Raw genomic sequence first — 23,756 nt, forward strand, 5'->3', positions numbered from 1 at the left:
AAGCGTCAGAGCAGCACCACATCATATTGTTCCTGAGAGTACATGGACTCGACCTGAAAGCGGATAGTTCGCCCGATGAAGGCTTCCAATTCGGCGACATTACCCGACTCTTCGTCAAGCAACCGGTCTACCACCTTCTGGTTGGCCAGCACACGATAGCCTTCGGCCTGGTAGGCGCGGGCTTCGCGGAGGATTTCGCGGAAGATTTCGTAACAAATAGTCTCTGGGGTCTTCAGCTTGCCGCGCCCCTGGCACGCCGCGCAGGGTTCGCAAAGGACTTGCTCGAGGCTTTCGCGGGTGCGCTTGCGGGTCATCTGCACCAGGCCCAACTCGGTGATGCCGATGATGTTGGTCTTGGCATGGTCACGTTCGAGCTGTTTTTCCAAGGTGCGCAGCACCTGGCGCTGATGCTCTTCGTCTTCCATGTCGATGAAGTCGATGATGATGATCCCGCCGATGTTGCGCAGGCGCAGTTGCCGGGCAATGGCGGTCGCCGCCTCGAGGTTGGTCTTGAAGATGGTTTCTTCAAGGTTGCGATGCCCGACGAAGGCACCGGTATTGACATCGATGGTGGTCATCGCTTCAGCGGGATCGACCACAAGGTAACCGCCGGACTTGAGCGGCACCTTACGCTCCAAGGCGCGCTGAATTTCGTCCTCGACGCCATACAGGTCGAAGATCGGTCGCTCGCCAGGGTAGTGTTCGAGGCGGTCAGCGATTTCCGGCATCAGTTCGGCGACGAACTGCGTGGTCTTCTGGAAGTTCTCCCGCGAATCGATGCGGATCTTCTCGATCTTCGGGTTGACCAGGTCACGCAAAGTGCGCTGGGCAAGGCCCAGGTCTTCGTAGATCAGCGTAGGCGCGCCACAGGTCTTGATCTGCGCGCCGATCTGCTCCCACAGCCGGCGCAGGTAGCGGATATCCTGAAGAATGTCTTCGGCCCGTGCACCTTCGGCGGCCGTGCGCAGGATGAAGCCGCCGGCATCCTTCATGTCTTCCTTGGCCATGCAGTCGGTGACGACCTGCTTGAGGCGTTCACGCTCGGCTTCTTCTTCGATTTTCAGCGAAATGCCGACATGGCTGCTACGCGGCATGTACACCAGGTAACGCGACGGAATAGACAGCTGGGTGGTCAGGCGCGCGCCCTTGGTACCGATAGGATCCTTGGTCACCTGCACCACCAGCGCTTGGCCCTCGTGCACCAGCGCGGTGATGGTCTCCACCGCCGAGCCTTCGCGTTGAGAGATCTCCGAGGCGTGGATGAACGCGGCGCGTTCGAGGCCAATATCGACGAATGCCGCCTGCATACCCGGCAACACCCGCACGACCTTGCCCTTGTAGATGTTGCCGACGATACCGCGACGCTGGGTGCGCTCGACGTGCACTTCCTGCAGGACGCCGTTCTCCACCACCGCCACGCGTGATTCCATCGGGGTGATGTTGATCAGAATCTCTTCACTCATGGCAGGCTCTCGTCAAAGGTCTTGGGTAATGATGGATCGCGGTGGCGGCGCTGGCTAGCGCGTTGCTGGGTCCTCGTGCGACTGCCAGACGGCAATGGCGAATTGCTCCAGCATTTCGGCGGTCTCGCTCAAGGGCAGGCCGACCACCGCCGAGTAGCTGCCCTCGATGGCACTGACGAATACCGCGCCCAGGCCCTGGATGGCGTAGCCACCGGCCTTGTCGACAGGCTCGCCGCTGTCCCAATAGCGCAAGGCTTCTTCGAAGGAGATGGTGCGAAAACGCACCGTGGTACTGACGCAACGACTGACACTGCGCTGGCCGTCGGTCAGCGCCACGGCAGTGAGCACCTGATGCTCACGCTTGGACAGATCGCCAAGCATGGCCAGGGCCTGCTCGCGGTTTTCTGGCTTGCCAAGAATCACACCGTCAAGCACCACCGTGGTGTCCGCCCCTAGCACCACGCCAGCGCCATCGGTATGGGCAAAGCCGGCGACCGCCTTGGCCTGGGCCAGACGCTCGACATACGCAGTTGGCGCCTCGCCGGGCAGCGGGGTTTCGTCGATGGGGGCACTGACCACAGTGAACGGCACGCCGATCTGGGTCAGCAGTTCGCGCCGACGTGGCGAGCCGGAGGCCAGGTAAAGCTGGGGCATGCGGACATCTCCCTGTCGTTGGCGATGGGCCGTCAATGAATGTGCAGGCGCACGCGCAGACCGCGCAGGGCGTAACTCACCCAGGGCCAGAGCAAGGCGCTGATCACCGCCGACCAGACCAGCGCAAGCGTGGGCAAGCGGTTGCCAGTCAGGGCACTGAGCCACAGTTGGATCAGTTGGGCAATGCCGAAGATCACCAGGATCACCAGGCTCTGCTGCCACATCGGGAACATGCGCAGGCGCTGCTGCAACGACAGCACCAGGAAGGTGATCAGGGTCAGGATCAAGGCGTTCTGCCCCAACAGCGTGCCATACAGCACGTCCTCGGCCAGGCCCAGCACGAAGGCGGTGGTCATGCCCACCTTGCCCGGCACCGCGAGAGTCCAGAAGGCCAGCAGCAGGGCAAGCCACATGGGACGGAACACTTCCATGAACTGCGGCATGGGCGAGACACTGAGCAACAGGCCAATGGCGAAGGACAGCCAGATGGCCCAGCCGTTTCTGCTACGGGTGCTGGCCATTTATTGTCTCCGGGGTTGGGCTGGCGCGGCGGCCGGCTGCGCCGGTGCGGAACTACCGTGTGCGGCAGGCGCCGGGACGCTCGCAGGTGCAGTGGCCGGCGCAGGCTGCGCGCCAGCAGCGCCAGGCGTAGGTGCCGGGCTGGTCGGCGCCTGGCCGTGGCTGGCACCCTGACGGTCGGCTTCTTCCTGGGCGATGGCGGCCTCGGTGGCGCGCTCCTCAGGCGTGCGCCGGTCGCTGAACACCAGCAGCATGTAGCGGCTGCGGTTGAGCGCAGCCGTCGGGATCGCGCGCACGATGGCGAACGGCTGCCCGGAATCGTGGATCACTTCATTGACCGTGGCCACCGGGTAACCTGCCGGGAAACGCTGGCCCATGCCGGAGCTGACCAGCAGGTCGCCTTCCTTGATGTCAGCCGTGTCGGCCACATGGCGCAATTCAAGGCGTTCAGGATTGCCAGTACCACTGGCGATGGCGCGCAGGCCGTTGCGGTTGACCTGTACCGGGATACTGTGGGTGGAGTCGGTGAGCAGCAGCACCCGCGAGGTATACGGCATCAGTTCGACCACCTGGCCCATCAGGCCGCGCGCATCGAGCACCGGCTGGCCAAGGAACACGCCGTCGCGCTCGCCCTTGTTGATCAGGATGCGGTGGGTAAAGGGGTTGGGGTCGACGCCGATCAGTTCGGCCACCTCGACCTTCTCGTTGACCAGCGCCGAGGAGTTGAGCAACTCGCGCAGGCGCACGTTCTGCTCGGTCAGGGCCGCCAGCTTCTGCAAGCGCCCCTGCAACAGCAGGGCTTCGGTCTTGAGTTTCTCGTTCTCGGCGATCAGCTCGGTGCGGCTGCCGAACTGGCCAGCGACCCCCTGCCACATGCGCTGGGGCAAGTCGGTGATCCAGTAGGATTCCATCAACACCAGCCCCATCTGGCTGCGCACCGGCTTGAGCAGGTCGAAGCGCGAGTCGACCACCATCAGCGCGATCGACATCACCACCAGCACCAGCAGGCGAACGCCCAACGAGGGGCCTTTGGAGAAAAGCGGTTTAATGGGCCGTTCCTCGTGGACGACGATTCAGGAGGTCATGGGACATGGGGCAATGCACCGGCCTGTCTGCGGATTGACGGAAACGGCGCCACAGGCGGCGCCGCCTAAGCGCATACAGGTAGCACTGCACGTGCTACCTGTAAACCAGAGCGCTGCACTGCAACCGCGATCACTCGCTGGAGAGCAGGTCCATGGCGTGCTTGTCCATCATTTCCAGCGCACGGCCACCGCCACGCGCGACGCACGTCAGCGGGTCTTCGGCGACGATCACCGGCAGGCCGGTTTCCTGGGCCAGCAGCTTGTCCAGGTCACGCAGCAAGGCACCACCACCGGTCAGCACCAGGCCGCGCTCGGCGATGTCCGAGGCCAGCTCTGGCGGCGATTGCTCCAGGGCGCTCTTGACCGCCTGGACGATGGTTGCCAGCGACTCTTGCAGGGCTTCGAGCACTTCGTTGGAGTTCAGGGTGAAGGCACGCGGTACGCCTTCGGCCAGGTTACGGCCACGCACATCCACTTCGCGGACTTCGCCGCCTGGATAAGCGGTGCCGATTTCCTGCTTGATGCGCTCGGCGGTGGATTCGCCGATCAGGCTGCCGTAGTTACGGCGCACGTAGGTGACGATGGCTTCGTCGAAACGGTCGCCACCAACCCGTACGGATTCGGCATAGACCACGCCGTTGAGCGAGATCAGGGCGATTTCGGTAGTACCGCCACCGATGTCCACGACCATCGAGCCACGGGCTTCTTCGACCGGCAGGCCAGCGCCGATGGCAGCGGCCATGGGCTCTTCGATCAGGAACACTTCGCGAGCACCGGCACCGAGGGCCGATTCACGGATGGCACGGCGCTCCACCTGGGTGGATTTGCACGGCACGCAGATCAGCACGCGCGGGCTGGGCTGCAGGAAGCTGTTTTCGTGCACTTTGTTGATGAAGTACTGCAGCATTTTTTCACAAACGCTGAAGTCGGCGATCACGCCGTCCTTCATCGGACGAATGGCGGCAATGTTGCCTGGCGTGCGGCCGAGCATGCGCTTGGCTTCGGTACCGACAGCGACGACGCTTTTCTGGTTGCCGTGGGTACGGATGGCAACAACCGAGGGCTCATTCAGGACGATACCGCGCTCACGCACGTAAATAAGGGTGTTGGCAGTACCCAGGTCGATGGACAGATCGCTGGAAAACATGCCACGCAGTTTCTTGAACATGGGAAAGTGACCCTGGGGAAAGCGTGGGTAAAAAAGTGCGGCAAACTCTAACAATGGCAGGGATTTTGGGCAAGGAGCCAATATGTTAAATTGGCTGTTTTTCCGAGCATGCCTGCCGATGATCGCGGCCCTTTGACCGCCAGAATCCCGTCATGTTCCTCAATTGCGCAGCCATTGCGCTTTTTCGTTTCTCCTGGAGATCCCCATGGCGCTTCAACGCTCCGACGTGGAAAAGATCGCCCATCTGGCCCGCCTGGGTCTGGATGACAGCGAACTGCCACGCATTACCGACGCCTTGAACAGTATTCTCGGGCTGGTCGACCAGATGCAGGCTGTCGACACGAGCGGCATCGAACCCCTCGCCCACCCGCTGGAAACCACCCAACGTCTGCGTCCCGACCAGGTCACCGAAAGCAACCAGCGCGACCGCTACCAAGCCGTCGCCCCGTCGACCGAGAACGGTCTGTACCTGGTTCCGAAAGTCATCGATTAAGGGAAAGCGTCCGCCATGCACCAACTGTCTCTCGCCGAGATCGCCCGCGGCCTCGCCGACAAGTCGTTCTCTTCCGAAGAGCTGACCGGCGCGCTGCTGTCGCGCATCAAGCAGCTCGATCCACAGCTCAACAGCTTCATCACCGTCACCGAGCAACAGGCCCTGGAACAGGCGCGTGCCGCCGACGCCCGCCGCGCTGCCGGCGAAACCGGCGCGCTGCTGGGCGCACCGATCGCCCACAAGGACCTGTTCTGCACCACGGGCGTGCGCACCAGCTGCGGCTCGAAGATGCTCGACAGTTTCACCGCCCCGTACGACGCCACCGTGGTCGCCAAACTGGCCGAAGCCGGCATGGTCACCCTGGGCAAAACCAACATGGACGAGTTCGCCATGGGCTCGGCCAATGAGTCCAGCCACTACGGTGCGGTCAAGAACCCATGGAGCCTCGAACACGTACCGGGCGGCTCGTCAGGCGGTTCGGCAGCGGCGGTCGCAGCGCGCCTGCTGCCGGTGGCCACCGGTACCGATACTGGTGGTTCGATCCGCCAGCCCGCCGCACTGACCAACCTCACCGGCCTGAAGCCGACCTACGGTCGCGTCTCGCGCTGGGGCATGATCGCCTACGCCTCCAGCCTCGACCAGGGCGGCCCGATGGCCCGCAGCGCCGAAGACTGCGCCCTGCTGCTGCAAGGCATGGCCGGTTTCGACGCCAAGGACTCTACCTGCGTCGATGAGCCGGTACCGGACTACAGCGCCACGCTCAACGGCTCGCTGCAAGGCCTGCGCATCGGTCTGCCGAAGGAATACTTCGGCGCCGGTCTCGACCCACGTATCGCCGAACTGGTCCAGGCCAGCGTCAAGGAGCTGGAAAAGCTCGGCGCGGTGGTCAAGCAGATCAGCCTGCCGAACATGCAGCACGCAATTCCTGCTTACTACGTGATCGCCCCCGCCGAAGCCTCCTCCAACCTGTCGCGTTTCGACGGCGTGCGTTTCGGCCACCGCTGCGCGGAGCCCAAGGACCTCACCGACCTGTACAAACGCTCGCGTGGCGAAGGTTTCGGAGTTGAAGTGCAGCGGCGCATCATGGTCGGCACCTATGCGCTGTCGGCCGGCTACTACGACGCCTACTACGTCAAGGCCCAACAGATCCGCCGCCTGATCAAGAACGACTTCATGGCCGCATTCAACGATGTCGACCTGATCCTCGGCCCAACCACGCCAAACCCGGCCTGGAAGCTCGGCTCGAAGAACGCCGACCCGGTCGCCGCGTACCTGGAAGACGTCTACACCATCACCGCCAACCTGGCAGGCCTGCCGGGCCTGTCGATGCCGGCCGGCTTCGTCGATGGCCTGCCGGTGGGCGTGCAACTGCTGGCCCCGTATTTCCAGGAAGGCCGCCTGCTCAACGTCGCGCACCGGTACCAGCAAGTCACCGACTGGCACACCCGCGCCCCCAACGGCTTCTGAGGAATTCACACATGCAATGGGAAGTTGTGATCGGGCTGGAGATTCATACCCAGCTCGCCACCCAGTCGAAGATTTTCTCCGGCAGCGCCACCACCTTCGGTTCCGAGCCGAACACCCAGGCCAGCCTGGTCGACCTGGGCATGCCCGGCGTGCTGCCGGTGCTCAACCAGGAGGCCGTGCGCATGGCGTGTATGTTCGGCCTGGCGATCGATGCCGAGATCGGCCCGCGCAACGTGTTCGCGCGCAAGAACTACTTCTATCCCGACCTGCCCAAGGGCTACCAGATCAGCCAGATGGACCTGCCGATCGTCGGCAAGGGCCACCTGGACATCGCCCTGGAAGATGGCACCCTCAAGCGCATCGGCGTGACCCGCGCGCACCTTGAAGAAGACGCCGGCAAAAGCCTGCACGAAGACTTCAACGGCGCTACCGGCATCGACCTTAACCGCGCAGGTACCCCGCTGCTGGAGATCGTCTCCGAGCCGGACATGCGCAGCGCCAAGGAAGCGGTGGCCTACGTCAAGGCGATCCACGCCCTGGTGCGTTACCTGGGCATCTGCGACGGCAACATGGCCGAAGGCTCGCTGCGTTGCGACTGCAACGTCTCGGTACGCCCGAAAGGCCAAGCAGAGTTCGGCACCCGCTGCGAGATCAAGAACGTCAACTCGTTCCGCTTCATCGAACGTGCGATCAACAGCGAGATCCAGCGCCAGATCGACCTGATCGAGGACGGCGGCAAGGTGGTCCAGGAAACCCGCCTGTACGACCCGAACAAGGACGAAACCCGCTCCATGCGCAGCAAGGAGGAAGCCAACGACTACCGTTACTTCCCCGACCCGGACCTGCTGCCGGTGGTCATCGAACCCGGCTTCCTCGAAACCGTGCGCGCCGCACTGCCGGAGCTGCCGACGCAGAAGGTCGAGCGCTTCCAGAGCCAATACGGCCTGTCGGCCTACGACGCCAACGTGCTGGCCTCCAGCCGCGAACAGGCCGATTACTTCGAGCAGGTCGTGACGATTGGCGGCGACGCCAAGCTGGCCGCCAACTGGGTCATGGTCGAGCTGGGCAGCCTGCTGAACAAGCTGGGCCTGGAGATCGACCAGTCGCCGGTCAGCGCCGAGCATCTGGGCGGCATGCTGGTACGTATTCGCGACAACACCATCAGCGGCAAGATCGCCAAGACCGTGTTCGAGGCCATGGCTGCCGGTGAAGGCGATGCCGACAGCATCATCGAAAGCAAAGGCCTCAAGCAGGTCACCGACACCGGCGCAATCGACAAGATGCTCGACGAGATGCTCGCCGCCAACGCCGAGCAGGTCGAACAGTACCGCGCCGCCGATGAGGCCAAACGCGGCAAGATGTTCGGCTTCTTCGTCGGCCAGGCGATGAAAGCCTCCAAAGGCAAGGCCAACCCAGGGCAAGTGAACCAATTGCTCAAGGCCAAGCTCGAAGGGTGATTGTTTCACCCCTGCAATCCTGCGAGGGCTCTGCCCTCGTTCGCGGGCAAGCCCGCTCCCACAGGTACAGCGGCGCATTCACTGGCAGCGACTTTCTTGTGGAGCGGGCTTGCCCGCGAATGGCCGCCCTGGAGATCACCCGTCTTGCTAAAACGGTCCCTTGCCACCCTGGCTCTTTTCTCTACCTTGGCCGGCTGTGCCAGCCATGACATCGACCCGCGCGGCTACGACGAAACCGGCACTGCCTCGTATTACGGCGCACGCCACCACGGCAAGCGCACCGCCAGCGGCGAACCCTTCAACCAGCATGGCCTGACCGCCGCCCACCGCAGCCTGCCGTTCGGCACCCGGCTGCTGGTCACCAACCTCGCCAACCAACGCAGTGTCGTGGTGCGGATCAACGACCGGGGACCCCATACCCGCGGCCGGCTGATCGACCTGTCACGTGCTGCCGCAGAAAAAATCGGCATGCTGCGTAGCGGAACCGCGCGCGTACGGGTACAAGGTCTGTCTGACTGATCCAACTGGAGCCCCTGCCATTTTCGACCTGGCCACTCTCCCCACCTTCAGCCTGCTGCAACTGGGCACTGGCCTGTTGCTGCTGATCATCGGCGCCGAACTGCTGGTGCGCGCCGCCCTGCGCCTGGCCACCCGCCTGCACGTACGCCCGCTGATCATCGGCCTGAGCCTGGTCGCCTTCGGCAGCACCGCCCCGCAGCTCACCGTGAGCCTGCAAGCCGCCTATCAGGGCGCGCCAGACGTAGCAGTGGGCAGCGTGATCGGCAGCAATATCTTCAACGTCCTGGTGATTCTCGGGCTGGCAGCGCTGATCATTCCGCTGCGCGTATCACGCCAGCTGGTGCGCCTGGATATTCCACTGATGATCGCGGCCAGCGCGCTGGTCTACCTGCTGGCCAGCAATGGCCTGCTGGGCCGCTTCGAGGGTGCAATGCTGCTGCTAGGCCTTGCAGGCTACCTGCTGATGCTCTGGCACCAGTCGCGCCACTATGCGCGCACCTACCCCGCCGCGCCCGCCGCCCATGTGCATGCCTGGCGCTTCTGGAGCGGCACGCTGGGGCAAGTGCTGCTGGGGTTCATCCTGCTCAGCCTGGCGGGGCATCTGCTGCTGGAGGCAGCGGTGGAAGTGGCCACCGACCTGGGATTGTCCGAACGGGTGATCGGCTTGACCGTCGTGGCGGTGTGCACCTCGTTGCCGGAGCTGGCGGCTGCGCTGATCGCCGCCTTGCGCGGTGAGCGCGAGATCGCGGTGGGCACGGTGATCGGCAGCAACCTGTTCAACCTACTCGCAGTGCTGGGAACGACTGCCCTGGTGGCCCCCGAGCCGCTGTCGATCTCACCCAACGCGCTGGACTTCGACCTGCCGGTGATGCTCGGCGTCGCCGCGCTGTGCCTGCCAGTGTTCTATTCAGGTTACCGGGTCACCCGAGCCGAAGGCCTAGTGTTCCTCTGCCTGTACCTGGCCTACGGCCTGCACGTGGTGACCTTTACCACCGGGCTGCCGCTGGCTGGGCGCCTTGAAAGACTGATGCTTTTCTACGTACTCCCGGCGCTCGCGCTCGTGCTGCTGTACACGACGCTTCGCGCCTGGCGCCGCCAACACTGAGTCGCGGATAAAATACCCCCACAGGTACAGCGCTCGAACCAGTCTGTGCGCGGTCCTGTGGGGGCGGGCTTGCCCACGAAGAAGCCCACTCAGTTAGCCTGGCGCGCCTTCTTCATCTTGAATGCCACCCACAACACCGCGATCCACGCCGGAATCAGCATCACCGAGATGCGGATCGGCGGCGTCAGGTACATCACCACCAGAATCAGCACGATGAACGCCAGGCACAGGTAGTTGCTGATCGGATGCCCCCAGCTGCGGTAGAACGGGGTCACACCGGCAGCCAGCTTGGCCTTGCGGAATTTCAGGTGGGTGATGCTGATGCTCGCCCAGTTGATCACCAGCGCCGATACGGCAAGTGCCATCAGCAGGCCAAAAGCTTCGCCCGGCATCAGGTAGTTGATCACCACACACATGCCCGTGGCGAACGCAGACACCCCCAGTGCCGTGAGCGGTACGCCACGGCGGCTGACCTTGAGCAACTGGCGTGGCGCATCGCCCTGGGATGCCAGGCCGAACAGCATGCGGCTGTTGGCGTACACGCAGCTGTTGTAGACCGACAGCGCAGCGGTCAGCACCACGACGTTGAGGATGGTCGCCACCAGGTCGCTGTCGAGTTCGTGGAAGATCATCACGAACGGGCTACCGCCCTGCACCACCTTCTGCCACGGGTACAGCGACAGCAGCACCGCCAAGGCGCCGATATAGAAAATCAGGATGCGGTAGACCACCTGGTTGGTGGCCTTCGGGATGCTCTCACGCGGATTGGCAGCTTCGGCGGCGGTGATACCCACCAGCTCCAGACCACCAAAACTGAACATGATCACCGCCAGCGCCATCACCAGCCCGCTCACGCCATTGGGGAAGAAGCCACCGTACTGCCACAGGTTGGCGACGCTGGCGTCCGGGCCACCCTGGCCGCTGCCTAGCAACCAGGCACCGAAGCCGATCATGCTGACGATGGCCACCACCTTGACCAGCGAGAACCAGAACTCCAGCTCCCCGTACACCTTCACTTGAGTCAGGTTGATGGCATTGATCACCACGAAGAAGATCGCCGCCGTGGCCCAGGTGGGGAAGTCCGGCCACCAGTACTTGATGTAGATGCCCACCGCCGTCAGCTCGGCCATGCCCACCAACACGTACACCACCCAGTAGTTCCAGCCCGAAACGAACCCGGCGAACTCGTTCCAGTACTGGTGGGCGAAGTGGCTGAAGCTGCCGGCAACCGGCTCCTCGACCACCATCTCGCCGAGCTGGCGCATGATCAGGAAGGCCATCAGGCCAGCGATGGCATAGCCCAGCAATACCGAAGGGCCAGCCAGCTGGATGGTCTGGGCGATGCCCAGGAACAGCCCGGTGCCAATCGCACCGCCCAGCGCGATCAGTTGTATATGGCGGTTCTTCAGCCCGCGCTGCAAGCGCTCGGGGCTACTCTGGTCTTGCATGAAGTGTCCTTTAGGTGAGGCCGTGTTATTGGTTTTATGTGCAGTAGGCTGCGCAGACGACTAAATCCAGCCGCCCCACTGCAAGACGAAAATGCCGATGTTGGTGGTAATCGCTGCCATCAGCGTGGTGATCACGATAATAGACGCCGCCAGCTCATGGTTACCGTTGGCGGCCCGGGCCATCACATAGCTGGCCGCAGCGGTCGGGCTGCCGATGTAGAGAAACAGGATCCCCAGCTCGGCGCCGCGAAAACCGCACAACCACGCGCCGAGGGTGCCCAGGATCGGCAACCAGACCATCTTCACCAGGCTTGCGTCCACCGCCAGCTTACCGCTGTCGCGCAGCGCCGCCAGCGACAAGGTGCCCCCAATGCAGATCAGCGCCAACGGCAGGGTCATCTGCGCCAGATAATCGCCCGATGTCAGCACCCAGTTGGGCAACGGCACCTGCCAGTAAGCCATAGGCGCAGCCGCCAGCACGCTGAGGATCAGCGGATTGCTGAAGATGCTCTTGCACAGGCTCCACGGGTCGGACTTCAGGTCCGGGCTGTACACCGCCAGCACCACCGCCGACAGCGAGTTGTACATGAGGATCACCAAGCCCGCCAGCACCGCCCCCAGGGAAATACCGTAGTCGCCATACAGGCTGGCGGCCAGGGCCAGGCCGATCACCCCATTGTTGCCGCGAAATGCGCCCTGGGTATAGATGCCACGGTCGGCCAGTGGGCTGCGCCAAATGGCCAGGCCCCAGGACAGCGCAAACCCGACCAGGGTGGCGGCGATGAAGTAAAAGATCACCCCCGGCTTGACGGCGGCGGCAAGGTCAGCGTGATAGATGCCAAGAAACAACAACGCCGGCATGCACACGTTGAACACCAGCGACGAGGCGACCCTGCTGAAATTGTCGTCGATCAGGCCGATGCGTTTGAGCAGCATGCCCATGAACAGCATGGCGAAGACCGGAGCCGTGATGTTCAGCGTCTGGATGAGAAGGGCGAGCATGCGCAAGCGGTCCTGAGCGAGGGAGTTGCCGTTAGGGGGCTAATGATACGCCAACAGTTCAGGCATTGCGGGGATCGAGGAGGACTTTAACGCTGTTCATGCCACTTATGGCCTTATCGCGTCAGTAAGGCGTGTCCTGCGTAGGAGCGGCCTTGTACAGCCCATTCGCGGCACAAGGCCGCTCTCATAGAAATACACATAACTTGTTGATTTAGAAGGAATCTGTGGGAGCGGGCTTGCCCGCGAACACCGGCAAAGCCGGTGCCATCCACCGAGTCGCCTGCTTCGCGGGCAAGCCCGCTCCCACAGGGTACGCGGAGCGCTTGCGAAATCAGTTCTCTGCGCGACAGCGCAGCCCAAAGGGCTGGGTGATCTCCTACAGAAACCGTTTTAAATCAACAAGTAATGTGTATCAGCGACGAACCGGGCGCTTCTGCAACTTGCGCTGCAGAGTACGCCGGTGCATGCCCAACGCCCGCGCAGTGGCGGAAATGTTGCCTTCGTGCTCGCCCAGCACGCGTTGGATGTGTTCCCACTGTAGGCGGTCAACCGACATCGGGTTCTCCGGCACCAGGGTGTCCAGGTCGGTATGCTCCGAGAGTAATGCCGCCAGTACGTCGTCGGCGTCTGCGGGCTTGCACAGGTAGTTGCAGGCGCCGCGCTTGACCGCCTCCACTGCCGTGGCGATGCTCGAATAGCCGGTGAGAATCACCACGCGCATCTCGGGGTCGAGCTCCAACAGCTTGGGCAGCAAGACCAAGCCCGAATCGCCTTCCATTTTCAAGTCCAGCGTGGCGTAGTCCGGCAGGTCCTGTTCGGCCAGTTTCAGGCCTTCTTCGGCGGAGCCTGCGGTGCTCACGCGAAAACCTCGACGGCTCATGGCGCGTGCCATCACGCGGGTGAAAGTGGCGTCATCGTCCACCAGCAACAGGTGCGGTAGTTCTTCGCCGTCGACCTGGTTTTCTTCGCTCATCGTTAATCTCCTCGCTTGCCATGGGGCAGGCGCAATTCGGTCAGGGTGCCGCCCTGCTCGTGACTATAGAGTTTCACCGAACCGCCCGCACGGGTCACGCTGGCCTTGCTCAAGAACAGGCCCAGGCCGAAGCCTTTGCCCTTGGTGGTAATGAAAGGTTTGCCGATAGCCTCGGCGATCGCTGGCGGTACGCCCGGTCCGTGGTCGCGGATGCTGATGAGAATGTCCTGGGACGTCCAGTCCAACTGAACCTGAAGATCGTCCGGGCAGGCATCGGCGGCGTTGTTCAGCAAATTCAGCAGCGCCTGGGTCAGGTCCGGCGGCGGGCTCAGCCGCGGCACCTCGCCATCGCGCAGGCGCTGGAAACGGTAGCTGGCCTCGGGACGCATCAAGTGCCAACGGTTGAGCGCTTCGTCGAGCCAGGCAGTGACATCCTGCTCGACAATCGCCAGCCGACGATTAGCCTCGGCGGCGCGCACCAACTGCTGCAACGTCTCTTTGCACAGCTTGACCTGGTCCTGAAGGATTTGCAGGTCTTCCTGCAACAGCGGGTCGGGGTGATCTTGGCGCATCTCGTTGAGCAACACACTCATGGTCGCCAGTGGCGTGCCCAGTTCGTGGGCTGCGCCTGCGGCTTGGGTCGCCACGGCCAGCAGTTGCTCGTCGCGCAGGCTTTCTTCACGGCGCTCGGCGCGCAGGTGCTCCTGGCGGCGCAGCTCCTCGGCCATGCGCGCGGCAAAGAAGGTAATCACCGCCGCTGCCAGGGCGATACTCAACCACATGCCGTACACCTGCATGGTGTCACGGGCCAGCGGCAGCGTCTCCAGCGGGTAGAACTGCACCAGCAGCAGGCTGTAGGCCACCAGGGCGATGCCCGAGAGCACCAGCGAGTAGAGCCACGGCAGAGTGACTGCGGCGATCGCCAGCGGCACCAGGTAGTAGGAGACGAACGGGTTGGTCGAGCCGCCAGTGTAGTAAAGCAACGCGCTGTGGATCAGCAGATCGCAGGCCAATTGCAGGGCGTATTCGGTCTCGGTGACTGGCAGCGACAGGCGCAGGCGCAGCGCGGTGAACGCACATAGCAGCGAAGACAAGGCCAGCGTGACCGCCAGCGAAAGCCAGGGCAGCGGTAGCAGTTCGGTCCAGTAGGCGACCCCCACCGAGCCTGCCTGGGCGGCCAGCACAAGGATGCGGATAAAGGTCAGGCGCCAGAGATTCTGGCGGGTCGCGGAAAGCGGGTGTACGGCGGCGAGCATGCGCTCTCCCGATGAGTGCTTCAGGAAAATCGGCTGAAGTATACCGAAGCCAGGCGCCTCGCTGCTGCGATGCGGCAAAGCGCCACACCGCTAAGCTTCTAGAGACGAGCTGCAAGCTGATCACGGTATCTGGCATAACCCGTCCGACGCCAGGACAGGTTACATCGGCCTTCGGTTCGTCTACATACTTTCTTGCAGTTTGAAGCTTGAAGCTTTGAACTGCCTAAAATGTCCCCGGTCAGATCGGCCATGCGTGGCACGCACTGCTTCGCCACGCCCTCTATTTGCCAAGGAGCTACACATGCACATTTCACGTCGCGGTGCCGCGTTCGCCCTGTCCTGTGGCCTGCTGGCCAGCCTGCCGGCCCTGGCTGCTGACGAGCCGCGCTATAACCAGGTTTCGCTGCGCGCCGAAGTCAGCAAGGAAGTCGCCCGCGACCTGATGGTAGTCACGCTGTACAGCGAAGCGCAGAACACCGATGCGGGCAAACTGGCCAAGCAGATCACCGAGACCCTGAACAAAGCCGTTCAACAGGCGCGCGCGGTCAAGGACGTGAAGATCAGCCAGGGCAGCCGCAATAGCTACCCGATCTACGACAGCAAAGGCCAGAAGATCACAGGCTGGCGCGAGCGTGCCGAACTGCGGCTGGAAAGCGCCGACTTCCCTGCCCTGTCCAACCTCACCGGCGAACTGCTGCAGGACTTGAAGATGGGCGGCATGGACTTCTCAATTGCCCCATCCACGCGCAAGGCCAGCGAAGACGAACTGCTCAAGGACGCCGTGGCCGCCTTCAAGGCTCGCGCGCAACTGGCCACCGAGGCCCTCGGTGGCAACGGCTACAAGGTGGTCAGCCTGAACCTGAACAGCAGCGGCTACCCACGCCCGTACCTGCGCAGCGCCCCGATGGCGATGATGGCCAAGGCTGCCGACGAAGCGGCACCTGCGCCGGACATCGAAGCGGGCACCAGCGAAGTCAGCATGAGCGCCGATGGCCTGATCGAAGTCCAGATGCCCTGACCCCCACCCGACTGCGAGGCGGTGTAATCCGCCTCGTACAACAGTTTCAGACCTTTCCTACGCCCATTTCGGGGGCATCTTGCCATCACTCTCTTCGCGAAACATGCTGAAAAACTAGCTCATTTTTACTGCGCAAACGTTCAACATCCGCAAAAATTATACGAATGCGACATTCATGTACTGTCGTGCCACTTTTACCCTTCAACCCGGCAGTTGCCTGTTGCAATGGGAATGCCCCCTGCATAAGTTTCCGCAGGTCGGCTCACGAGGCCGCCTCAATTCAAAAAATGAAAACAATGAGGCCACCATGCTCAAACACGCAGTCATTCCGTTTCTGGTCGGCGCAGGCTTGCTAGCTGGCGCACCTTCCGCCCTCGCCGCGTCCAACCTGGTGTTCTGCTCAGAAGGCAGCCCGGCCGGTTTCGACCCAGGGCAGTACACCACCGGAACCGACTTCGACGCCTCCGCCGAAACCATTTTCAACCGTCTGACCCAGTTCGAACGGGGCGGCACTGCGGTGATTCCCGGCCTGGCCACCCGCTGGGAAGTCTCCGAAGACGGCAAAACCTACACGTTCCACCTGCGCGACGGGGTCAAGTTCCACACCACCGACTACTTCAAGCCCACCCGCACCTTCAACGCCGACGACGTGCTGTTCACCTTCGAACGCATGCTCGACAAGGACCACCCGTTCCGTAAGGCATACCCCACCGAGTTCCCGTACTTCACCGACATGGGCATGGATAAGAACATCGCGCATATCGAGAAGGTCGACGCGCATACCGTGCGCTTCACCCTGAACGAGGTGGATGCCGCCTTCATCCAGAACCTTGCCATGAGCTTCGCCTCGATCCAGTCCGCCGAGTACGCCGAGCAACTGCTCAAGCAAGGCAAGGCCGCCGACATCAACCAGAAACCCATCGGCACCGGGCCGTTCGTGTTCAGCAAGTACCAGAAGGATGCCCAGATCCGCTACAAGGGCAACAAGGACTACTGGAATCCCGATGACGTGAAGATCGACAACCTGATCTTCGCCATCAGCACCGACGCCTCGGTGCGCATGCAGAAGCTCAAGAAGAACGAGTGCCAGGTCACCTTGTTCCCGCGCCCAGCCGACATCGAGCCGCTCAAGCAGGACAAGAAGCTGCAGATGCCCGAGCAGGCCGGCTTCAACCTTGGCTACATCGCCTACAACGTCATGGACACAATCAAGGGCGAAAGCCAGCCCAACCCCATGGCCCAGCTCAAGGTGCGCCAGGCCCTGGACATGGCGGTGAACAAGCAGCAGATCATCGAATCGGTGTACCAGGGCGCCGGCCAGTTGGCGGTCAACGCCATGCCGCCCACCCAATGGTCCTACGACACCTCGATCAAAGACGCCAAGTACGACCCCGAGAAAGCCAGGCAACTGCTCAAGGAAGCCGGCATCAAGGAGGGTACCGAGATCACCCTATGGGCCATGCCGGTACAGCGCCCCTACAACCCCAACGCCAAGCTGATGGCCGAGATGCTTCAGTCCGACTGGGCCAAGATCGGCATCAAGGCCAAGATCGTCAGCTACGAGTGGGGCGAGTACATCAAGCGCTCCAAGGCCGGCGAGCAAGGCGCCATGCTGATCGGCTGGAGCGGCGACAACGGTGACCCGGACAACTGGCTGGGTACCCTCTACGGTTGCGATGCCCTGCAAGGCAACAACTTCTCCAAGTGGTGCTACAAGCCCTACGACGACCTGATCAAGCAGGCCAAGGCCACCTCCGACCAGGCCAAGCGCATCGAGCTGTACCAAAAGGCCCAGCACATCCTCAAGGAACAGGTGCCGATCACCCCGATCGCACACTCCACCGTGTATCAACCCATGAGCACGTCCGTGAAGGACTTCAAGATCAGTCCATTCGGCCTGAACGCCTTCTATGGGGTCAGCGTAGCCAAGTGACGGTGAGCACCACCCTGCCGCGACGTTAGTCGGCAGGGTGATTAACCGTCCGAGCTATGGGTAGGGCATTTCCTGCAAATCTGTCGGAAAACCCTCTCCCCCCTATCAGCTCCCGGTCACTGGTTGCCTTGTCCTGACGTCCCTATCGTCAGGACAGGCCACTTGCAGCCGCGTTTTAGCCATCGCGGCCCCAGACGATATGGACAAAGGACCTGCCATGCGCACCACGACACTGTGCACCACCCTGATCGCACTTGGCCTGCTCGGCCAAGCCACCTCGAGCCAGGCCAACAGCCTGGTGTTCTGTTCCGAAGGCAGCCCGGCGGGGTTCGACACCGCCCAATACACCTCGGCCACCGACAACGATGCCGCCGAGCCACTGTACAACCGTTTGGTCGAGTTCGAGCGCGGCGGCACCGCCGTGCAGCCGGCGCTGGCGACCCACTGGGAGGTCTCCGAAGATGGCCTGCACTACACCTTTCACCTGCGCCCTGGGGTGAAGTTCCATGCCAATCAGGCCTTCACCCCCAGCCGTGAGTTCAACGCCGACGACGTGCTGTTCACCTTCAACCGCATGCTCGACAAGCAGCACCCGTTCCGCCAGGCCTACCCCACCGAGTTTCCCTACTTCGTCAGCATGGGCCTGGACAAGAACATCGCCCGCATCGAGAAGACCGGCCCGCTCAGTGTGGTATTCACCCTCGAGCATGTCGACGCCGCGTTCATCCAGAACCTGGCCATGGCGTTCGCCTCGATCCTTTCCGCCGAGTACGCCGATCACCTGCTGGCCAACGGCAAGCCCAGCGACATCAACCAGCGCCCGATCGGCACCGGCCCATTCGTGTTCCAGCGTTACCAGAAGGACTCGCAGATCCGCTACAAGGGCAACACGCAATACTGGGCGCCAGAACGGGTAAAGCTCGACAACCTGGTGTTCTCGATCAACATCGACCCCTCGGTGCGCATCCAGAAACTGCGCCGCAACGAATGCCAGGTCACGCTGCACCCACGCCCTGCCGACCTCGCCGCGCTGCGCCAGGACAAGACCCTGCAAGTGCTGCAACAGCCCGGCTTCAACCTAGGCTACATCGCCTACAACACCCAGCACCCGCCTTTCGACCGCCTCGACGTGCGCCAGGCCATGGACATGGCGGTGAACAAGCCGGCGATCATCCAGGCGGTGTACCAGGACTCCGGGCAGGCAGCAGTCAACGCCATGCCGCCCACCCAATGGTCCTATGACGACACCCTCAAGGACGCCCCATACAACCCGGAAAAAGCCAAGCAACTGTTGCAACAGGCTGGGGTCAAGCCAGGCACCGAGGTCACGCTCTGGGCGATGCCGGTACAACGCCCTTACAACCCCAACGCCAAGCTCATGGCCGAAATGCTCCAGGCGGACTGGAGCAAGCTGGGCTTGAAGGTGCGCATCGTCAGCTACGAATGGGGCGAGTACCTCAAGCGCATGAAGAGCGGCGAGCACGACATCGCCCTGATCGGCTGGACCGGCGACAACGGCGACCCGGACAACTGGCTCGGCACGCTCTACAGCTGCGATGCCATCGGCAGCAACAACTACTCACTGTGGTGCGACCGTGAGTACGACTCCCTGGTCAAGCAGGCCAAGCGGGTCACAGACCGGGAACAGCGTACAGCGCTCTACCAACAGGCCCAGCAGCGCCTCAAGCAGCAGGTGCCGATTACCCCGGTGGCCCACTCCACGGTCAATCAACCGCTGAGCGTCAAGGTCGAGGGTTTCAAGGTCAGCCCCTTCGGACGCAACGTGTTTTCCGATGTGAGCATCGATTGATGCCCAACCCTCAAGGGCCTCTTCGCGGGTAAACCCGCTCCCACAGGTTCAGTGCAGGTCGTGAGATTCGCATCGCACCTGTGGGAGCGGGTTCGCCCGCGAAAAGGCCGACACGCGCTACACACATCCCCGAATTGGCCCGGCGATCCCGGGCGAACCCTGGCAACACCCCCACGCAGTACCGCACAACTCCCGCGCTCACAAGGCACGGGCATAACTAAAAGAGTCAAAGGGAGCTTCAACGTTGAAAACCATGACAACCACCGCGCTGGCACTGGCCATCGGCGCATGCAGCAGCCTGGCCCAGGCCGAGACGCAAAGTCAGGACTTCGTCCCGATCACCCTCAAGCCAGGCAACGAGCAGGCCGAGGCCAAGGGTTTCATCGATGGCCAGAGCCTGTCGGGCAGCACCCGCAACTGGTACGCCCGCGAACGCGCCACCCGCGCACCGCTGTTCACCCACACCAAAGGCGATGGCACCCGCCGTGCCACCCACAGCCGTGACAACTGGCTGCAAGGCACCATCCTCGACTACAGCTCGGGCTTCACCCAGGGCACCGTGGGCTTTGCCGTCGAAGCCGCTGCCTACAACGCCATCGCCCTCGAGCGCGGCCGTGCTGCGGTCGCCGGTCCGAACAACCGCACCCTGACCCACAGCGACGGCGATGTGATCGGCCATTGGAGCAAGATGGGCCTGGGCAACGTCAAGGCACGGGTCTCCAACACCACCCTGACCCTCGGCCGCCAGTCGGTCGATACGCCAATGATCGCCTACATTGGCAACCGCGCCCTGCCGTCGAGCTTCCAGGGCGCATTCCTGCACAGCGCCGAGTTCGACAACCTGTCGTTCGACCTGGGCACCTTCGACCGCGTCTCGCCACGTACCGAGCAGAGCCTGAGCAAGTTCCGCAGCGAATATGGCGAGACCGGCGTGGAAACCGACCGCGCCAGCACCGTTGGCCTGAACTACCAGCCGCTCAAGAGCCTGACCACCAGCCTCTACGCCACCAAGGTCGAGGATTTCTGGAACCAGTACTACTTCGGCGCCAACCACGTGCTGGGCGACAGTGCGGTGCTGAGCCTGACCACCGGCCTGAACTACTACAAGACCGTGGACGCAGGCAGCCAGAAAATGGGCCAGATCGACAACGACACCTACAGCCTGTCGTTCGGCCTGACGCACCAGGCTCACACCCTCAGCGCCTCCTGGCAGCAGGTCAACGGCAATGAATACTTCGACTACCTGCACGAGACCAACGGCATTTACCTGGCCAACTCGCTGCTATCGGACTTCAACGGCCCGAACGAAAAGTCCCTGCAGATCAGCTACGTGCTGAACATGGCGGCCTACGGCGTGCCAGGCCTGAAGTTCAACCTGTACAACGCACGCGGCTGGGGCATCGACGGCACCCACTACCAGGGTAACGCTTACAACGTGCGCGGCATGGATGGCGAGACCCACTACGAGTGGGGCATCGGCACCAGCTACGCGGTACAGAGCGGGCCGCTGAAAGACACCAGCATCCGCGCCACCTACACCGCGCACCGCGCCAGCAAGGCCCAGGCCGACGGCAGCCTGGACGAGCTGCGTATCGTCACCACCATTCCATTCAACATCCTCTGACCGTCGGCGCCCCGGCCCGCCTTGGGCGGGTCGGGGCAGCTACGCTGGAACAATCACTGCAGGGAGGTTCCATGAAATCGCTACCGCTACGCGCCGCCCTGGCGGCGCTCATCCTGGGCGCGGCGTCGAACCTGGCGGCAAGGCCGCTGGTGGTGTGCACCGAGGCGAGCCCCGAAGGCTTCGACATCGTGCAATACACCACCGCCGTGACCGCCGACGCCTCGGCCGAGACCATCTTCAATCGCCTGGTGGACTTCAAGCCCGGGACCACCGACATCGAGCCGGCCCTGGCGACGCATTGGGACATCAGCCCCGACGGGCTGACCTACACCTTCCACCTGCGCGAAGGGGTAAAGTTTCACACCACCGACTACTTCAAGCCCACCCGCACGCTCAACGCCGACGACGTGCTGTGGAGCCTGAATCGCCAGTTGCGCACCGATCACCCGTGGCACGCCAAGACCAGCGTTGGCTACCCGTACTTCGAGAGCATGGCCTTCAAGGACCTGCTCAAGTCGGTGGAGAAAACCGACGAGCATACCGTGGTCATCACCCTCACCCGCCCCGAAGCGCCGTTCCTGCGTGACATGGCCATGGCCTTCACCTCGATCTATTCGGCCGAATATGCCGACCAGTTGCTCAAGGCTGGCAACACCGCCGACCTCAACAGCAAGCCAATAGGCACCGGCCCGTTCATCTTCCAGCGCTACAACAAGGACGCCCAGGTTCGCTACAAGGCCAACCCTGACTACTTCCGTGGTAAGCCGCCCAGCGACACGCTGGTCTTCGCCATCGCCACCGACAACAACGTGCGCTTGCAAAAGCTACGCGCCAACGAATGCCAGGTGGCGCTGTACCCCAAGCCGGACGATGTGCCGGCGATCAAGGCCGACCCCACGCTGAAAGTCGCTGAGATCGAAGCGCTGGTGACCGGCTACATCGCGATGAACACCCAGCACAAGTACCTGAGCGATGCGCGCGTGCGTCGGGCGATCAACATGGCCTTCGACCGTCAGACCCACGTCGACCAACTGTTCGGCAAAGGCAATGCGTTGGTGGCGGTGAATCCTTATCCACCCACGATGATCGGCTACAACACCCGGAACCAGAGCCCACCCTACGACCTGGCCAAAGCCCGCGCCCTACTCAAGGAGGCAGGCGTCCCTGACGGCGCGGTGCTCACCCTGTTCACCCGCAACGGCGGCGGCCCGACCAACCCCAACCCACGCCTGTCCGCCGAAATGCTCCAAGCCGACCTTGCCAAGATCGGCCTGAGGCTGGACATCCGCGTGATGGAGTGGGCCGAAATGCTGCGCCGGGCGAAAAACGGCGAGGCGGACCTGGTGTCTACAGGCTGGGCCGGCGACAACGGTGACCCGGACAACTTCCTCACCCCCTTGCTCGGCTGCGAGGCGGCCAAGACGGGTGAGAACTATGCCCGCTGGTGCAATCCAAGGTTCCAGGAGCTGATCACCCGTGCCCGCGAAGTGATCGACAACGATGAACGCGCAAGGCTCTATAGCGAGGCCTTGGCGGTGTACGATGAGGACCAGCCCTGGATCAGCATGGCCCACCCCAAGATGTTCACCGCAATGCGCGAGAACGTGGAGGGCTACGTGATCAATCCCCTGACCAACAACAACTTCGCCACCACCAAGGTGAAGTAGAACAACAACGACCGCCGACACCCCATACGGGCACCGGCGGCACCGCCGTACAACGGCTGATGAGGTAACCCCGACAATGTTGAGTTTTATTGCACGGCGCCTGGGCCTGTTGATCCCGACCTTCTTCGGTATCACCTTGCTGACCTTCGCGCTCATACGCCTGATCCCCGGCGATCCGGTGGAAGTGATGATGGGCGAGCGCAGGGTCGATCCCGAAATGCACGCCCAGGCCATGGAGCGCCTGGGCCTGAACAAACCCCTGCCCGTCCAGTACCTAGACTACATCGGCAAGCTCGCCAAGGGCGACCTGGGCGAGTCGTTGCGCACCCGCACCAGTGTCTGGAGCGAGTTCGCCACGCTGTTCCCGGCCACCCTGGAACTGGCCATGGCGGCCCTTTTGTTCGCCGGCATCGTCGGGCTGTTGGCCGGCGTGATTGCCGCACTCAAGCGCGGCTCGCTGTTCGACCATGGGGTGATGGGCATTTCGTTGGCCGGCTACTCGATGCCGATCTTCTGGTGGGGCCTGATCCTGATCATGTTCTTCTCGGTGAGCCTGGGCTGGACGCCAGTGTCCGGGCGTATCGACCTGCTCTACGACATCGAGCCGAAAACCGGCTTCATGCTCATCGACACCCTGCTCAGCGATGAAGACGGTGCGTTCAAGGATGCGCTGATGCACCTGATCCTGCCAGCCATCGTGCTGGGCACCATTCCACTGGCGGTGATCGCCCGTATGACCCGCTCCTCGATGCTCGAAGTGCTGCGCGAAGACTATATCCGCACCGCCCGCGCCAAGGGCCTGTCACCGGCCCGCGTGGTGTTCGTCCACGGCCTGCGCAATGCGCTGATCCCGGTGCTGACGGTGTTCGGCCTGCAAGTCGGCGCGCTGCTCGCCGGTGCGGTACTCACCGAAACCATCTTCTCCTGGCCGGGCATCGGCAAATGGCTGATCGAAGCCATCGGTGCGCGTGACTACCCCGTGGTCCAGAACGGCATCCTGTTGATCGCCTGCCTGGTGATCCTGGTCAACTTCGTCGTGGACATCCTCTACGGCCTGGCCAACCCTCGCATCCGTCATCAGCGCTGAGGTCCACG

General features: G+C 62.8%; 20 protein-coding genes. 11 read left to right on the forward strand and 9 right to left on the reverse strand.

Annotated elements, in window-relative coordinates; all coding sequences use genetic code 11:
* Positions 1 to 5: 5 nt before the first annotated feature.
* The 5 genes from rng to mreB all read right to left on the reverse strand — a co-directional run bounded on the left by rng (position 6) and on the right by mreB (position 4,889).
* A complete protein-coding gene (rng, locus tag FEM01_RS07795; protein WP_138218854.1) occupies positions 6 to 1,463 on the reverse strand; it encodes a ribonuclease G in 1,458 nt (485 codons plus the stop codon).
* A 54-nt stretch (positions 1,464 to 1,517) separates the two neighbouring features.
* The gene (locus tag FEM01_RS07800) at positions 1,518 to 2,117 is read right to left on the reverse strand and encodes a Maf family protein (RefSeq protein WP_138218855.1); all 600 of its coding nucleotides are present in this window, start codon (positions 2,115 to 2,117) and stop codon (positions 1,518 to 1,520) included.
* A gap of 32 nt (positions 2,118 to 2,149) precedes the next feature.
* Positions 2,150 to 2,638 (reverse strand): rod shape-determining protein MreD, encoded by a 489-nt coding sequence (gene mreD, locus FEM01_RS07805; RefSeq protein ID WP_138218856.1) that lies wholly within the window; start codon positions 2,636 to 2,638, stop codon positions 2,150 to 2,152.
* Positions 2,639 to 3,655, reverse strand: a complete 1,017-nt coding sequence (gene mreC / locus FEM01_RS07810; protein WP_240791735.1) for a rod shape-determining protein MreC — start codon at positions 3,653 to 3,655, stop codon at positions 2,639 to 2,641.
* A gap of 196 nt (positions 3,656 to 3,851) precedes the next feature.
* Positions 3,852 to 4,889, reverse strand: coding sequence for a rod shape-determining protein MreB (gene mreB, locus FEM01_RS07815; protein WP_003255163.1), 1,038 nt, complete (start codon positions 4,887 to 4,889; stop codon positions 3,852 to 3,854).
* Positions 4,890 to 5,094: 205 nt separating this feature from the next.
* Between mreB and gatC the strand changes: the two genes are divergently transcribed.
* From gatC to FEM01_RS07840, 5 genes are all read left to right on the forward strand, one after another.
* Positions 5,095 to 5,382 (forward strand): Asp-tRNA(Asn)/Glu-tRNA(Gln) amidotransferase subunit GatC, encoded by a 288-nt coding sequence (gatC, locus tag FEM01_RS07820; protein ID WP_138218858.1) that lies wholly within the window; start codon positions 5,095 to 5,097, stop codon positions 5,380 to 5,382.
* Positions 5,383 to 5,397: 15 nt separating this feature from the next.
* Positions 5,398 to 6,849 (forward strand): Asp-tRNA(Asn)/Glu-tRNA(Gln) amidotransferase subunit GatA, encoded by a 1,452-nt coding sequence (gene gatA, locus FEM01_RS07825; RefSeq protein ID WP_138218859.1) that lies wholly within the window; start codon positions 5,398 to 5,400, stop codon positions 6,847 to 6,849.
* A gap of 11 nt (positions 6,850 to 6,860) precedes the next feature.
* Positions 6,861 to 8,306, forward strand: coding sequence for an Asp-tRNA(Asn)/Glu-tRNA(Gln) amidotransferase subunit GatB (gene gatB / locus FEM01_RS07830; RefSeq protein WP_138218860.1), 1,446 nt, complete (start codon positions 6,861 to 6,863; stop codon positions 8,304 to 8,306).
* 144 nt (positions 8,307 to 8,450) lie between these two features.
* Positions 8,451 to 8,825: a septal ring lytic transglycosylase RlpA family protein gene (locus FEM01_RS07835; protein ID WP_138218861.1), complete on the forward strand. Its 375-nt coding sequence runs from the start codon at positions 8,451 to 8,453 to the stop codon at positions 8,823 to 8,825.
* Between the two features lie 61 nt (positions 8,826 to 8,886).
* Positions 8,887 to 9,930: a calcium/sodium antiporter gene (locus FEM01_RS07840; RefSeq protein ID WP_138219113.1), complete on the forward strand. Its 1,044-nt coding sequence runs from the start codon at positions 8,887 to 8,889 to the stop codon at positions 9,928 to 9,930.
* Positions 9,931 to 10,019: 89 nt separating this feature from the next.
* Here FEM01_RS07840 and FEM01_RS07845 read toward each other — a convergent pair whose 3' ends face one another.
* From FEM01_RS07845 to FEM01_RS07860, 4 genes are all read right to left on the reverse strand, one after another.
* On the reverse strand, positions 10,020 to 11,378 hold the full coding sequence (locus FEM01_RS07845; RefSeq protein ID WP_138218862.1) for an amino acid permease: 1,359 nt from the start codon (positions 11,376 to 11,378) through the stop codon (positions 10,020 to 10,022).
* Between the two features lie 60 nt (positions 11,379 to 11,438).
* Complete coding sequence (locus FEM01_RS07850; protein WP_138218863.1) at positions 11,439 to 12,380, reverse strand: AEC family transporter; 942 nt, start codon at positions 12,378 to 12,380, stop codon at positions 11,439 to 11,441.
* A 412-nt stretch (positions 12,381 to 12,792) separates the two neighbouring features.
* Positions 12,793 to 13,353 carry a response regulator transcription factor gene (locus FEM01_RS07855; protein ID WP_138218864.1) on the reverse strand — a complete coding sequence of 187 codons (561 nt, stop codon included), beginning with the start codon at positions 13,351 to 13,353 and terminating at the stop codon, positions 12,793 to 12,795.
* Positions 13,354 to 13,355: 2 nt separating this feature from the next.
* The gene (locus tag FEM01_RS07860) at positions 13,356 to 14,609 is read right to left on the reverse strand and encodes an ATP-binding protein (RefSeq protein WP_138218865.1); all 1,254 of its coding nucleotides are present in this window, start codon (positions 14,607 to 14,609) and stop codon (positions 13,356 to 13,358) included.
* Positions 14,610 to 14,910: 301 nt separating this feature from the next.
* On the opposite strand from FEM01_RS07860, the gene FEM01_RS07865 reads away from it, so the two are divergent.
* From FEM01_RS07865 to FEM01_RS07890, 6 genes are all read left to right on the forward strand, one after another.
* Positions 14,911 to 15,627: an SIMPL domain-containing protein gene (locus FEM01_RS07865; RefSeq protein WP_138218866.1), complete on the forward strand. Its 717-nt coding sequence runs from the start codon at positions 14,911 to 14,913 to the stop codon at positions 15,625 to 15,627.
* A gap of 307 nt (positions 15,628 to 15,934) precedes the next feature.
* Positions 15,935 to 17,560: an ABC transporter substrate-binding protein gene (locus FEM01_RS07870; protein WP_138218867.1), complete on the forward strand. Its 1,626-nt coding sequence runs from the start codon at positions 15,935 to 15,937 to the stop codon at positions 17,558 to 17,560.
* A 217-nt stretch (positions 17,561 to 17,777) separates the two neighbouring features.
* Positions 17,778 to 19,370: an ABC transporter substrate-binding protein gene (locus FEM01_RS07875; RefSeq protein WP_138218868.1), complete on the forward strand. Its 1,593-nt coding sequence runs from the start codon at positions 17,778 to 17,780 to the stop codon at positions 19,368 to 19,370.
* Positions 19,371 to 19,623: 253 nt separating this feature from the next.
* Entirely contained in the window at positions 19,624 to 20,994 is a 1,371-nt protein-coding gene (locus tag FEM01_RS07880; RefSeq protein WP_431188571.1) for an OprD family porin, read from the forward strand.
* Positions 20,995 to 21,065: 71 nt separating this feature from the next.
* The gene (locus FEM01_RS07885; protein ID WP_138218870.1) at positions 21,066 to 22,661 is read left to right on the forward strand and encodes an ABC transporter substrate-binding protein; all 1,596 of its coding nucleotides are present in this window, start codon (positions 21,066 to 21,068) and stop codon (positions 22,659 to 22,661) included.
* Positions 22,662 to 22,737: 76 nt separating this feature from the next.
* Positions 22,738 to 23,748, forward strand: a complete 1,011-nt coding sequence (locus tag FEM01_RS07890; RefSeq protein ID WP_138218871.1) for an ABC transporter permease subunit — start codon at positions 22,738 to 22,740, stop codon at positions 23,746 to 23,748.
* Positions 23,749 to 23,756 lie beyond the last annotated feature (8 nt).

It is taken from the genome of Pseudomonas mosselii, from assembly GCF_005796105.1.
Taxonomy (GTDB): Bacteria; Pseudomonadota; Gammaproteobacteria; order Pseudomonadales; family Pseudomonadaceae; genus Aquipseudomonas; species Aquipseudomonas mosselii_C.

What these genes read in the sequence shown, in the direction of transcription:
- rng (WP_138218854.1), bottom strand. Translation starts at nt 1,463, where the DNA reads ATGAGTGAAGAGATTCTGATCAACATCACCCCGATGGAATCACGCGTG.
- FEM01_RS07885 (WP_138218870.1), top strand. Translation starts at nt 21,066, where the DNA reads ATGAAATCGCTACCGCTACGCGCCGCCCTGGCGGCGCTCATCCTGGGC.
- FEM01_RS07855 (WP_138218864.1), bottom strand. Translation starts at nt 13,353, where the DNA reads ATGAGCGAAGAAAACCAGGTCGACGGCGAAGAACTACCGCACCTGTTG.
- FEM01_RS07850 (WP_138218863.1), bottom strand. Translation starts at nt 12,380, where the DNA reads ATGCTCGCCCTTCTCATCCAGACGCTGAACATCACGGCTCCGGTCTTC.
- mreD (WP_138218856.1), bottom strand. Translation starts at nt 2,638, where the DNA reads ATGGCCAGCACCCGTAGCAGAAACGGCTGGGCCATCTGGCTGTCCTTC.
- FEM01_RS07845 (WP_138218862.1), bottom strand. Translation starts at nt 11,378, where the DNA reads ATGCAAGACCAGAGTAGCCCCGAGCGCTTGCAGCGCGGGCTGAAGAAC.
- FEM01_RS07875 (WP_138218868.1), top strand. Translation starts at nt 17,778, where the DNA reads ATGCGCACCACGACACTGTGCACCACCCTGATCGCACTTGGCCTGCTC.
- FEM01_RS07860 (WP_138218865.1), bottom strand. Translation starts at nt 14,609, where the DNA reads ATGCTCGCCGCCGTACACCCGCTTTCCGCGACCCGCCAGAATCTCTGG.
- FEM01_RS07880 (WP_431188571.1), top strand. Translation starts at nt 19,624, where the DNA reads ATGACAACCACCGCGCTGGCACTGGCCATCGGCGCATGCAGCAGCCTG.
- FEM01_RS07870 (WP_138218867.1), top strand. Translation starts at nt 15,935, where the DNA reads ATGCTCAAACACGCAGTCATTCCGTTTCTGGTCGGCGCAGGCTTGCTA.
- gatB (WP_138218860.1), top strand. Translation starts at nt 6,861, where the DNA reads ATGCAATGGGAAGTTGTGATCGGGCTGGAGATTCATACCCAGCTCGCC.
- FEM01_RS07890 (WP_138218871.1), top strand. Translation starts at nt 22,738, where the DNA reads ATGTTGAGTTTTATTGCACGGCGCCTGGGCCTGTTGATCCCGACCTTC.
- mreB (WP_003255163.1), bottom strand. Translation starts at nt 4,889, where the DNA reads ATGTTCAAGAAACTGCGTGGCATGTTTTCCAGCGATCTGTCCATCGAC.
- FEM01_RS07865 (WP_138218866.1), top strand. Translation starts at nt 14,911, where the DNA reads ATGCACATTTCACGTCGCGGTGCCGCGTTCGCCCTGTCCTGTGGCCTG.
- FEM01_RS07800 (WP_138218855.1), bottom strand. Translation starts at nt 2,117, where the DNA reads ATGCCCCAGCTTTACCTGGCCTCCGGCTCGCCACGTCGGCGCGAACTG.
- gatA (WP_138218859.1), top strand. Translation starts at nt 5,398, where the DNA reads ATGCACCAACTGTCTCTCGCCGAGATCGCCCGCGGCCTCGCCGACAAG.
- gatC (WP_138218858.1), top strand. Translation starts at nt 5,095, where the DNA reads ATGGCGCTTCAACGCTCCGACGTGGAAAAGATCGCCCATCTGGCCCGC.